The organism is Parashewanella curva, assembly GCF_003675895.1.
Lineage (GTDB): Bacteria > Pseudomonadota > Gammaproteobacteria > Enterobacterales > Shewanellaceae > Parashewanella > Parashewanella curva.
In genome coordinates this window covers 1-11,595 of sequence record NZ_ML014845.1, presented here as the reverse complement: position 1 = coordinate 11,595, position 11,595 = coordinate 1, and the positions used below count along the sequence as shown (strand labels likewise).

Genomic DNA, 11,595 nt, shown 5'->3' with positions numbered 1-11,595 from the left:
AACTTCTGTGCCATACGCAGTTACGTTTCGAGTTGCAGAAAGCAAAATATAACAGCTTCAACAGCGCTGAACTTGTTGTTCAGTGGGCATTTGCCAGATATTTTTGTTCAGTAGGCTGAATAGTTACCAAAATTTAAGGTTTTCTGTCCATACCCTTGTCAGCTTTTTCTAGCAAAGTTCTGTCCAAATATGAGTTTGAATGTCCAATTCAAATAAATAGTGAATCGAAGAGAGAACCTAGCCCCCTTGAAGCTGTTGATGTGATAATTGAATATAAAATGGCGTAAGCCTGACACGGACGTCAGTTTAGATTTCGTGTGGCAGCATGACGGTTTCCAAAGGGAAATTCGCTGTAGAATTTGAGCGACATACAATGCTGTCGCTACTTAGTTTCCTTTGGGCGGTTTGGTACGCAGTACCAAGGTTTTCTAGAGTTTCGAAGAAACTCTCATCTCTAACCCTATCTAATCTCATCTACAAACTGACTTTTCATCGTTTATGAGAAATTTAAGGCTTTTTACTCCACATAAATCATGTAAAATTTATCGTCGATTTTTATATTAAGGATATTAGCTGTTGATTTCTGTTGCAGGGGGCTTAAAGCCGGGTGGAATTACTGATATTGAACAAGAGTTCTACCGTTTACTGGTTGTTGGTAAGCAAACCAAAGTCGTTATTGATGATAATGAACAAGACGCAACAGTTGTTCATGCTCAAAAACTAGAAATCGAGCAACAGGCTATACGAGACAGACTGTCAAGGCAGCAACAACAGAAAGAAGTATTCCAAGCTATTTCTGAGCAGCTGCAAGATACCATTACCGATGCAATGGCTCATCAGTTTTCAGATATTAATGCTTTACTCAAGCAAACTCATATCACTCAATCTCAATGGCAGCTGCTCGATAAGCTGCAAAATAGCAAATTGAATTTAAATCAATTACGAGGCTTAATCGAAAAAATTGCATGGCTCAAGAATGATTTAATCAACTTAGTTAACAGTCCGTCGTTTCGACATTTTCGTGGACAGGGTTCAGATGTCAAAGTCAGTGATTTAAAGCTAGTGTTAAACTACATTGGCTTAGAGCAAGTGCGATTATTGATCCCTTATTACTGTATGCGCTCGTGGTTGCCTAGAAAGCACAGCACTAGCTCCATAATTACCCGTAGAATTTGGCGTTTTGCGAATGTGGCTTCCATTGCCGCAAGAGCGCTGGCAAAACACCATAATCAAGATCCTTGTGTGATTTTTAGTGTTTGCTTAGGTCACTTCATGGGAGCGGCCACAGTCATTGAACGATGCTCTCAAGTGTTTGAGTCAATTCGTGGTGACTGGTTAAGACAGGCTCAAGAAGACAGAGATAAACTGGTATACGATGCGATATTAGCGACACCTTTTCCTAAAGAGAGTGTTTGCTTAAACGTGATTAAATACGGTTCGCAACTTAACTGGAAAATACTGCAAGAGCTTGATATTGAAAATAGCTCCTTGTTCCAATATCTAAGTGAAATGGATCAAAAACTCAGCTATAGAGGTATGAGCTTACCTGCAGCTATTGCCACTAAATCAATTATTTTTGCAAAGCTACTTTTGCTGCAAGAGCAAAATATGCTGAAGCCTAAAGAGAAACGTCTCATGTTTGATTATTATGAGATATCCAAAGAAGAATTGTCGACATTACGAAATCAAAACTATCGTAAACAAGAGCTATTTTAGTGGCTAATTCAATGCCGCTAATTGATTAAATTTTCTTAAGTTTTCTTTTCTGTATTATTAATCGCCCCTTTTTTCTAATACAATCATCGGAACATCATTGTTCAGTTCTAGTTTCAAAAGGGGCGACTATGTCCAGTTGGCAAGCATCAGTATTAAATATGATCTTATCGTATGTGGCGAAGCCTTCTTTCAGCCGTGGAAGAAGTAAGTTACCTATTGCTGAGATCAGAAACCGTATGCTACGGCTTGATCAACGCTGGCAGCCTTGGCCAGAAGATGTAAACAGTGATCGCATTGATTTAAGTGAGAGCTATCTTCTAAAGTATCACATGAAACACGACAAGCAACCGAGTCGCAGTCACGCTAAGTTATTTTATATTCGGGGTGGCGGGTTTTGTTTCAAAACGCCAAATTCTCACGCCAAGTTTATTGGCGATATCATGCGTAATTGTCATATTGATGCCTATATTCCTGATTATCGTTTAGCACCTGAGCATCCTTTTCCTGCTGCAATCAATGATGTGCTTGAAGCCTATCAAAAGATGGTTGAGCTTCACCCTGATAGTCCAATCATTTTAATGGGAGATTCAGCAGGGGGGAATTTAGCGGCGGCGCTTTTACAGGATATTAAGCAATTGCAACTTCCAATGCCAAAAGGTTGTGTGTTGTTCTCTCCTGCACTCGATGTTGCCCTATTAGGTGATGCAGAAAAGACCTTAAAAGTAGATGACCCACTATTTACTATCGAATCTCTTTTAAGATTACGCGGGGCCTATTTAAACGGCCAAAACCCTATGACTCCCAGAATCTCGCCTTTACAGGGAGACTGGACTAATATGCCGCCCATGCTTGTGTTTGCAGGTACACGGGAACTCATGTTACAAGACTCAGAAACCTTAACGGGTAAAATTGAACGAGCGGGAGGCAAAGTCGAAGCATGGTTTGGTAAAGACATGCCTCATGTTTACCCACTCTTTGAAATGCTGCCCGAAGCCAAGCAAGCCAGAAAAGAAATTTATTACTTTGTTCATTCCCTGTTAATGGAGTTTTAGTCACTGTTGGTGACTATTTATTATTATCAAAATATCCCTAGTTCTAACATTAAATTTGCAGAATACTTATTCATTAAATATTCAGTTTTAAGTGGTTAACTATCATTTGCAGGTGCTTTTTATTCATATCGTGAATAAATCTTGAATAAATTAGTTTTCAAAACTGGTATTTAGATCACAAAATAACGCATAATAAGGCTATAAAAAGTCCGATAAACAAACATCGGCTCAATTCCAGTGGCATTTTAACGGCCACTTTTTCCAATATAGGATGGACTGTATGAGCAGTAACTTTAACCTTACTCGTGAGCAATTTGATAATGTAATGGTGCCTAACTATGCACCTTCAAAAGTGATCCCTGTGCGTGGCGAAGGTAGCCGAGTATGGGATCAACAAGGTAAAGAATTTATCGACTTTGCGGGCGGTATTGCTGTGAACTGTCTAGGTCACGCTCACCCAGCTCTAGTAAATGCTTTAAAAACTCAAGGTGAAAAACTTTGGCACCTTGCAAACGTAATGACTAACGAGCCTGCTCTTGAGCTTGCGACTCGTCTTACCTATTCTACATTTGCAGAGAAAGTTTACTTTGCAAACTCTGGTGCAGAAGCTAACGAAGCCGCATTAAAACTGGCTCGTCGTTATGCTCTAGAAAAGCACGGCGAAGATAAAGATCAAATCATTGCTTTTGAGCGTGCTTTCCACGGTCGTACTTTCTTCACCGTAAGCGTTGGTGGTCAAGCAGCGTACTCAGATGGTTTTGGTCCTAAGCCACAAGCTATTACTCACCTACCATTTAACGATATCGAAGCACTTGAGAAAGAAATTTCTGATAAAACTTGTGCCATCATGCTTGAGCCTCTTCAAGGTGAAGGCGGTATTATTGATGCAGATCCAGCATTCTTAGCGGCTGTTCGCCGTTTAGCTGATAAGCACAACGCACTTGTGATTTTCGATGAAGTGCAAACTGGTGTTGGTCGTACTGGTGAGCTATTTGCTTACATGAGCACTGAAATCGTGCCTGATATTCTTACTTCAGCTAAAGCACTAGGCGGTGGTTTCCCTATCGCAGCAATGCTTACAACTACCGAAATCGCTAAGCACCTTAAAATTGGTACTCACGGTTCAACTTACGGTGGTAACCCATTAGCCTGTGCTATCGGTAACGCAGTTTTAGAAACGGTAAACAACAAAGAAACGCTAGAAGGCGTTAAGCATCGTGAGCAGATGTTCCGTGACGGTCTAGAAAAGATCAATGCTAAATACGATGTATTCAGTGAAGTTCGTGGTAAAGGTTTGTTGATTGGTGGTGTTCTTAACAGCAAATATGAAGGTCGTGCTAAAGAATTTTTAGTAGCGGCAATGGAAGAGGGCGTAATGAGCTTGGTAGCAGGCGCGAATGTAGTTCGTTTCACTCCATCTCTTGTGATCCCTGAGGCCGACATAGTTGAAGGTCTAGCGCGTTACGAGCGTGCAATAGCGAAAGTCGTTGCTGGCTAAGGTTAAGCAGCTCTAATCAGGCACCCACTGGTGCCTGTTTCGTTATGTTAAGGAATTTGAAACCATGTTAGTCATTCGTCCTATCCGTAGCAGTGATCTTGATGCGCTAATGCAAATCGCGATTGAGTCTGGTCACGGATTCACTTCTCTTCCCGTTAACGAAGAATTACTGAGGCAAAAAATTGCCCGTGCCGAAGCTTCATTTAAAAAGCCTGCAGGTAAGCCACATGATGAAGTGTATTTTCTGGTATTAGAAGATACTGAAACGGGTGAGATTGTTGGTACGACAGCCATTGAAGCCGCTGTAGGCCTAGTGGATGCTTTTTATCATTACCGTTTAGGTACAGAGGTTTATCATTCTGAGCAGATTGGTGTTCGCAATGAAGTTGAAACTTTGACCTTATGCCACGATTACACTGGTGCCGCTGAGCTATGTAGCCTTTTCTTACGCGAAAATTATCGTAAAGATAATAATGGTCGCTTACTGTCTCGTTGCCGATTTTTGTTCTTAGCAGAAAATAAAGATCGTTTCGGGAGTCCTGTCATTGCTGAAATGCGTGGTGTTTCAGATGCAAACGGTGAATCGCCATTTTATGGGTGGCTACAAAAGTTCTTCATTGGTATCGACTTTATTAAAGCAGATTACCTATCGGGTCTAGGCCAAAAAGGCTTTATGGCTGAAATGATGCCAAGAAACCCAATTTATACTTGTTTGTTATCAGAAGAAGCAAGAGCGGTAATTAAAGAAGTCCACACAAGTACGCTTCCTGCTCTCAAGTTGCTTGAAAGCGAAGGTTTTACTTGTCGTGGTTACGTGGATATTTTCGATGGTGGCCCAACGGTTGAGTGTGACTTAGAAAACATTCGCGGTGTTCGTGATAGCCAAGTTTATACGGTGAAAATCAGCCAAGCGTTACCAGAAGATGGAAACAAAACGATTGTTGCCAATACTCGCCTTGCTGACTTTAGAGCCATTCAAGCGAGCCTAGTCATTACTGATGGCAGTGATGAAATAACGCTAACTCCAGAAATAGCCGATGCCTTGATGGTAGCTGAGGGCGATACCGTTCGTCTTCTTTCAAACTAAAAGCATCAGTCGGCTACGTTCTCAAGCGTAGAAAAAATGATTGCTAGTAAGGCGTAGCTTGCAGCAAGTAATTACTTTACTTGCAAAAGTTACAACGCCGCTAGCGAGCATTTTAGCAAGCTTGTGGGCGTAGAGCGTTTCACACATTTAATGAAAAATGAAAGCGTTGAGATTGTAGCTAACTCAGCTAGATATTAATTTGATGAGCGTCTAGCTGATGCTTTTAGGTTCAATGTAGAGATTAAAAAATGACACAGTTTATTAATGGCCAGTGGGTTGCTGGCGCAGGTCATGAAATGACCTCAACCAACCCTGCCAACCAAGAAAGCATTTGGAATGGCGTCAGTGCGACACCTGAACAAGTTGATACTGCGGTAATGGCAGCACGTAAAGCACAGTTCGATTGGTTTATGTTAGGTTTTGATAAGCGCATTGAAATTATCGAAGCTTACAAAGCTCAGCTTGAAGCAAATAAAGAGCTAATGGCGGAAACCATTGCTCAAGAAACCGGTAAGCCACAATGGGAAACCGCGACTGAAGCTGGTGCCATGATCGGTAAAATTGGACTATCTGTTAGCGCTTATCACAAGCGTACCGGTACTTCTGAAAACGAAATGCCAGCGGGTCGTGCTGTGCTACGTCACAAGCCTCATGGTGTTGTTGCGGTATTTGGTCCATATAACTTCCCAGGCCATTTGCCTAATGGCCACATTGTTCCTGCATTGATTGCAGGTAACACAGTTGTATTTAAGCCATCTGAGTTAACGCCTAAAGTGGCAGAGCTTATGCTTCAGCTTTGGGAAAAAGCGGGCTTGCCAGCAGGCGTAATCAACCTAGTTCAAGGTGAAGTTGAAACAGGTAAAGCTCTGGCTTCTCATCCGCAGCTTGATGGGTTGTTCTTTACTGGCTCATCTCGCACAGGTCACATCCTACATGAGCAGTTTGCTGGCGATCCGGGTAAGATCTTAGCGTTAGAAATGGGCGGAAATAATCCACTTATCGTTAAAGGTGTTGAAGATACTAAAGCGGCAATTCACGAAATTCTGCAGTCAGCTTATATCTCTGCTGGTCAGCGTTGTACTTGTGCACGTCGTCTATACGTTCAAAAAGGCGCTGCAGGTGACAAGCTTATTGAAGGTCTTGTTGCAGCTGTTAACGATATTCACGTTGCGCCTTGGAATGCACAGCCTCAGCCGTTCATGGCATCTATGATTTCTGAAACCGCTGCTAAAGGCATGGTAAAAGCACAAATTGATTTGATTGCTTTAGGTGGTAAGTCTCTAGTTGAGCTGACGCACATGGAAGAGGGTACTGGTTTAGTTTCTCCGGGACTGATTGATGTGACTGCGATCGCTGAGCTACCTGACGAAGAATATTTTGGTCCATTGCTGCAAGTAGTTCGTTATCAAGACTTCGATCAAGCGATTGAGCTTGCGAACAATACTCGCTATGGATTGTCAGCTGGTTTGTTAGCTGACAGCCGTGATGATTACGACTATTTCCTTGCTCGCATTCGTGCGGGTATTGTTAACTGGAATAAGCAAATCACAGGTGCTTCAGGTGCTGCGCCATTCGGTGGTGTTGGGGCTTCAGGTAACCACAGAGCCAGCGCGTTTTATGCGGCCGACTACTGTGCTTACCCAGTGGCTTCTGTTGAAGCAGACGCGGTTAGCTTACCGGCAGCGTTAAGTCCGGGTCTAAAACTTTAAATTGGATTAAGCGAGCGATTGGCTCGCTTTTTTATAAGGAATATACAGATGCATACTGATGTAAATGCACTATTTGATGCCCTATGGCAAGACTATATCGAAATGACACCTTCTGCTGCCAAAGTTCAGCAGTTACTGGGTAAAGGTGAAGCGATCATCAATGATCACGTCGCTTTTCGTACTTTCAACATTGCAAAAGTAAACTTAGACGTATTGGCTAAGCACTTACTTGAGCTAGGTTATGTTGTTTGTGGTGATTATGCTTTTGAGAAAAAGAAGCTGAAAGCAAAGCACTTTGAACACCCTGATTCAACTCAACCTAAGGTGTTCATTTCAGAGCTTTTAGTTGAAGAGTTTAGCCAAGAAGTTCAAGACATCATCCATGGCCTTGTTGAGCAAGTTGATGAAGCAGCAACAACGGCTGAAAACTTCTTATACTCAGGTACTCACTGGAAAGTAGATTCAGCAACTTACGCTCGTCTACTTGAAGAAAGTGAATATGCGGCATGGGTTTCTGCATTTGGCTATCGTGCTAACCACTTTACGGTTTCCATTAATCACTTGCCAGATTACGAAACTATTGTTGAAGTGAATCAAGCTCTGAAAGACAATGGCTTTACTTTGAATAGCGTGGGTGGTGAAGTTAAAGGCTCTCCAGAAGTGTTACTAGAGCAGTCTTCAACTATGGCCGATAAACTCAATGTTGAATTTGCGGATAAAACCGTTGAAATTCCAAGCTGCTTCTATGAGTTTGCATTACGTTATCCTAAGGCCGATGGTGAGCTTTACACAGGCTTTGTTGCAGCTTCAGCAGACAAAATCTTTGAGAGCACTAACGTAAACAGTTAATTGCTATTTTAGAGAAAATAAAGGCGCTCCAGGGCGCCTTTTGGTTTCTAATACATGCCAAACTGCAGAGTTTTTTTCGCAGAAGTCACTTGCTTTTTTCCCTTGTGAATTTATCACATTTCAAAAAGAATTCTACAAGTTCTGGGTTACCTGTATCAGCTGCTATCATTAACAGCGTTTTATCATGCTTGGCATGACAAGCGTTAATATTATCTCCTAGTCGTAAGTATTGTTTTACGGCACATTCATCTCCAAACTCTGCAGCACGAGATGGGCCGATAGTGCCAATTTTTAATGAATAAAAATTAATATAGTCGCAAGTAGTTTTTAGAATAGCCATAAAATGCCCCTCGTATGAACTAGTACAATAATCATACTTCGTTTTCGGTGGTTAATGACTAAAATTTCATCTTATATTCAGCGTGAGTTAAACAACATTTTGTAAACTTGTTTAACAACCCATCAACCGAAAAAAACACCATGTCATCACAGCTTAAAAGTATGCTTGCCGCGATAGTTTGCGTTAGCCTTTGGGGCTTTGTAGCTGTGGTATCACGCATTGGTCAATCTCATCTGAATCGCTACCAGTTTTTGTTTTGGGTAAGCTTGGTTTCCACTATTGGAATGGGCATCTATTGCTATTTCAAAGGCACTTTGTATTACCTAAAACACTATAGCGGTAAAGAATGGGCACAAGTAATCGGCTTAGGTTTTCTTGGTGGCTTCTTGTATTACTTATTGATCTTCAACGGCTATGCTAGCGCCAATGGCATGCAAGTGATGATCATCCAATACACCTGGCCGATGATGATGTCGCTGCTGTCTATTCTCATATTCAAAGAATCATTGCACTGGCGAAAAGCGATGGCGACTGTATTAGGAGCGACAGCCGTATTTATAGTGATCAGCAAAGGAAAACTATCAGGCTTTAGTGTTGAGCATCCATGGGTGCTATTGTCTGTGGTGATTGGCGCAGTTAGTTTCGCGTTATTTAACACTTTTATGAAGCAATTGCCGGTTGAGCCTAGCAGCATGTTTGTGGTGTTCTTTGGCGTGGCAACGGTATGCGCGTTTATTGCTATGTTAGTAAGTGGTGGGGTGGTTGCGCCATCACACAAGGATTGGCCTATCGTGCTATTTACTGGTGTAGTGTTAAATGGGTTTTCTGATTTGCTATGGCTGTGGGCGTTAAGGCAAACAGAAGCGTCGTTTTTAGCGCCGTTTATCTTTTTTACGCCTGTGGTGTCGACACTGTATTTGTATTTGCTTTTTCACGATCCATTTTTGCCTGTGTATGGCTTAGGGCTGATTCTGGTTGTAATAGCCGGGTTACTCAACTCCCGTGGCGTGTGGATTAGAGGTATTAAAAAGGCCAAATAAACTGGCCTTTATTCAATGCATCTATAACTAGCGAGTACCGTAAACTACAATGGTTTTACCATGAGCTTGGATAAGATTTTGCTCTTCTAGCATTTTTAAAATACGACCAACGGTTTCACGTGAGCAACCTACAATTTGGCCGATTTCCTGACGAGTGATCTTAATTTGCATACCGTCAGGGTGAGTCATTGCATCCGGTTGCTTAGCTAGGTGCAATAAGGTTTGTGCAATGCGGCCAGCAACATCCAAGAAAGCTAAGTCACCCACTTTTTGGCTAGTGCTTTGTAAGCGATAAGCCATTTGCTGAGCCAGCTTCATTAAGATTTCAGGGTTAACTTGAATTAGCTGCTTGAATTTCTTATATGAAATCTCAGCAATTTCACACGCTTGTTTAGCGCGTACCCAAGCCGTACGTTCAGCTTGTTCTTCAAATAGCCCTAATTCACCGATAAAGTCACCTTGGTTTAGGTAAGATAAGATCATTTCCTTACCTTCTTCATCTTTGATGAGCACAGCCACACTACCTTTAACGATGTAGTATAAAGTGTCTGAAGTTTCACCTGCGTGGATCAGAGTACTCTTGGCTGGGTATTTGTGAATATGACAATGAGACAAGAACCATTCTAAAGTTGGATCTGGTTTTGGTTTACCAATTAGAGCCATGCTAACTTCCTCTATCGGATGAAAATTAAAGTTTTGTAAAATAATTACATGCTAATGTAAACGATCAATTTGAACAAAACTTTGATAAAGATCATTAATCTTGAGCCGTTTGTAGAAAGGTATTCTGTAAAGCGCTTGTTTTAAAAAATGATCTGCTTTATTCAGTTTGATTCTTTAAGTTAATGAATGATTTTCTGTAAGTTACATTACAGTTGTTTTCAGTTGATATGAAATTAATTGTCATGCAATTGATTTTGAATGTGAGTGTCAATATAACATTAATAGTGGCTTTTCAGAAGCTATGAGTGTTTTCTAGAATGGCCTCTAGCCAAATGTGTTTTAATCGGTTTATTATTCCAGTTAGCCAATTTGCTTTATTACCTAAAATATAAGGATTTTCTTTGTGCGCGTTATTGCTTTTTTGATAATAGCTGTGTTTTCAACCGCAAGTTTTGCTTTTCCTATGCCTCAGCCCGAGCAAGAGCGAGTCTTAACTCGTATCGCCATGATTCAATTAAATGCTGAGCAAGGTAATCAAGATGCCGAATATGCCTATGGCTTACTACTTCTCTCTGGTAAATATTTGCCTAAAGACATTAATAGTGGTTTTGAGTGGCTAAAAAAAGCGGCTGATAATGGTCATAAAAAAGCACAAAAAACGGTGGCTAACTTAGCCTTTGATGGCAAGCTGGTAAAGCGAGATTTAAGTCTGGCTCAAAAGTGGTATTCCAAGCATCTGACCCCATACTCACATTTCCGCTTAGGGTTTATTTATGCTGTTGGGGGAGATGGAGTTCAGCGAAATTGTTCAAAAGCGGCAGATGAATTTTTGTCTGCAGGAGACAAAAATGCCAAATCAAATGCAGTGTGGGTATGGTCAACATGTCCTGATAAACATGCCAGAAATGCAAAACAAGCTATTAAATTAGGGCTAGAGCTATATAAGCGTTACCCAAATGACTTTGTGGTGTTAGATAACCTCGCGGCCGCCTATGCCGAAGCAGGGTAGTTTGGTAAGGCCGTGAGCTATCAACGGCAAGCGATTAAGGTTTTTGATAAAGCAGCTGTCGGTTCCATGGAGCGAGAGGGGTTTTTAAAGCGTTTGGCTTTATACAAAAAACATCAGCCTTACAGAGAAGCATTAACATTGCCATAGTTTCTAGAGGGCGTTCCCAATTAAAGACTTTTTGATTTGTTACAACCTAAAATTCGCGAAATCAAGGCACGAAGAATGAAGTTTAGTGGACTAAACGAAAGATGAGTAACGAAGAGTTTGCAAATTTTAGGTGTAACCCGAAGGGCTGCGTTTCTTTTTTGTTTAAACTGCGTTGTCAAATATTCGTGTAGATTACTACACTTCACATTTTCCGCCTTGTTTAACCTAAAAAATTAACAGCAGCAAATCAATAATCTAATTGGGAACGCCCTCTAGTTATATGCATGACTGATTCACATCATTTTTCTTAATAGCTCTATGGTTCTTTAGAGCTATAAATATCATTTGTAATTCTTTCTTTGTAACTATTCAGCCTACTGAACAAAAATATCTGGCAAATGCCCACTGAACAACAAGTTCAGCGCTGTTGAAGCTGTTATATTTTGCTTTCTGCAACTCGAAACGTAACTGCGTATGGCACAGAA

General features: G+C 41.2%; 11 protein-coding genes. 9 read left to right on the top strand and 2 right to left on the bottom strand.

The features are described 5' to 3' along the window. The first annotated feature begins 576 nt into the window (after positions 1-576). From D5018_RS18965 to D5018_RS18940, 6 genes are all read left to right on the top strand, one after another. Positions 577-1,716: an HDOD domain-containing protein gene (locus D5018_RS18965; protein WP_121840558.1), complete on the top strand. Its 1,140-nt coding sequence runs from the start codon at positions 577-579 to the stop codon at positions 1,714-1,716. A gap of 128 nt (positions 1,717-1,844) precedes the next feature. After that, a complete protein-coding gene (locus D5018_RS18960; RefSeq protein WP_121840557.1) occupies positions 1,845-2,768 on the top strand; it encodes an alpha/beta hydrolase in 924 nt (307 codons plus the stop codon). Between the two features lie 280 nt (positions 2,769-3,048). Then, entirely contained in the window at positions 3,049-4,266 is a 1,218-nt protein-coding gene (locus D5018_RS18955; protein WP_121840556.1) for an aspartate aminotransferase family protein, read from the top strand. 64 nt (positions 4,267-4,330) lie between these two features. Continuing rightward, entirely contained in the window at positions 4,331-5,353 is a 1,023-nt protein-coding gene (astA, locus tag D5018_RS18950) for an arginine N-succinyltransferase (protein ID WP_121840555.1), read from the top strand. 248 nt (positions 5,354-5,601) lie between these two features. After that, positions 5,602-7,062 carry a succinylglutamate-semialdehyde dehydrogenase gene (gene astD / locus D5018_RS18945; protein WP_121840554.1) on the top strand — a complete coding sequence of 487 codons (1,461 nt, stop codon included), beginning with the start codon at positions 5,602-5,604 and terminating at the stop codon, positions 7,060-7,062. A 48-nt stretch (positions 7,063-7,110) separates the two neighbouring features. Next, positions 7,111-7,911 carry a DUF1338 domain-containing protein gene (locus D5018_RS18940; protein ID WP_121840553.1) on the top strand — a complete coding sequence of 267 codons (801 nt, stop codon included), beginning with the start codon at positions 7,111-7,113 and terminating at the stop codon, positions 7,909-7,911. Positions 7,912-7,996: 85 nt separating this feature from the next. On the opposite strand, the gene D5018_RS18935 is transcribed toward D5018_RS18940, so the two are convergent. Beyond that, positions 7,997-8,251: an ankyrin repeat domain-containing protein gene (locus tag D5018_RS18935; protein WP_121840552.1), complete on the bottom strand. Its 255-nt coding sequence runs from the start codon at positions 8,249-8,251 to the stop codon at positions 7,997-7,999. Positions 8,252-8,391: 140 nt separating this feature from the next. Here D5018_RS18935 and D5018_RS18930 point away from each other — a divergent pair, with 140 nt between their 5' ends. Continuing rightward, positions 8,392-9,291, top strand: coding sequence for a DMT family transporter (locus tag D5018_RS18930; protein WP_133309339.1), 900 nt, complete (start codon positions 8,392-8,394; stop codon positions 9,289-9,291). A 27-nt stretch (positions 9,292-9,318) separates the two neighbouring features. Here D5018_RS18930 and crp read toward each other — a convergent pair whose 3' ends face one another. Then, positions 9,319-9,954: a cAMP-activated global transcriptional regulator CRP gene (crp, locus tag D5018_RS18925; protein ID WP_121840550.1), complete on the bottom strand. Its 636-nt coding sequence runs from the start codon at positions 9,952-9,954 to the stop codon at positions 9,319-9,321. 403 nt (positions 9,955-10,357) lie between these two features. Between crp and D5018_RS18920 the strand changes: the two genes are divergently transcribed. Both D5018_RS18920 and D5018_RS22295 read left to right on the top strand, forming a co-directional pair. After that, on the top strand, positions 10,358-10,963 hold the full coding sequence (locus D5018_RS18920; RefSeq protein WP_121840549.1) for a tetratricopeptide repeat protein: 606 nt from the start codon (positions 10,358-10,360) through the stop codon (positions 10,961-10,963). 12 nt (positions 10,964-10,975) lie between these two features. Then, the gene (locus tag D5018_RS22295) at positions 10,976-11,110 is read left to right on the top strand and encodes a hypothetical protein (RefSeq protein ID WP_279386893.1); all 135 of its coding nucleotides are present in this window, start codon (positions 10,976-10,978) and stop codon (positions 11,108-11,110) included. Positions 11,111-11,595 lie beyond the last annotated feature (485 nt).

Bases quoted from the DNA above. Each gene is read 5' to 3' on its own strand.
- D5018_RS18960 (WP_121840557.1), top strand. From the start codon at position 1,845: ATGTCCAGTTGGCAAGCATCAGTATTAAATATGATCTTATCGTATGTG.
- D5018_RS18930 (WP_133309339.1), top strand. From the start codon at position 8,392: ATGTCATCACAGCTTAAAAGTATGCTTGCCGCGATAGTTTGCGTTAGC.
- D5018_RS18935 (WP_121840552.1), bottom strand. From the start codon at position 8,251: ATGGCTATTCTAAAAACTACTTGCGACTATATTAATTTTTATTCATTA.
- crp (WP_121840550.1), bottom strand. From the start codon at position 9,954: ATGGCTCTAATTGGTAAACCAAAACCAGATCCAACTTTAGAATGGTTC.
- astA (WP_121840555.1), top strand. From the start codon at position 4,331: ATGTTAGTCATTCGTCCTATCCGTAGCAGTGATCTTGATGCGCTAATG.
- D5018_RS18955 (WP_121840556.1), top strand. From the start codon at position 3,049: ATGAGCAGTAACTTTAACCTTACTCGTGAGCAATTTGATAATGTAATG.
- astD (WP_121840554.1), top strand. From the start codon at position 5,602: ATGACACAGTTTATTAATGGCCAGTGGGTTGCTGGCGCAGGTCATGAA.
- D5018_RS18940 (WP_121840553.1), top strand. From the start codon at position 7,111: ATGCATACTGATGTAAATGCACTATTTGATGCCCTATGGCAAGACTAT.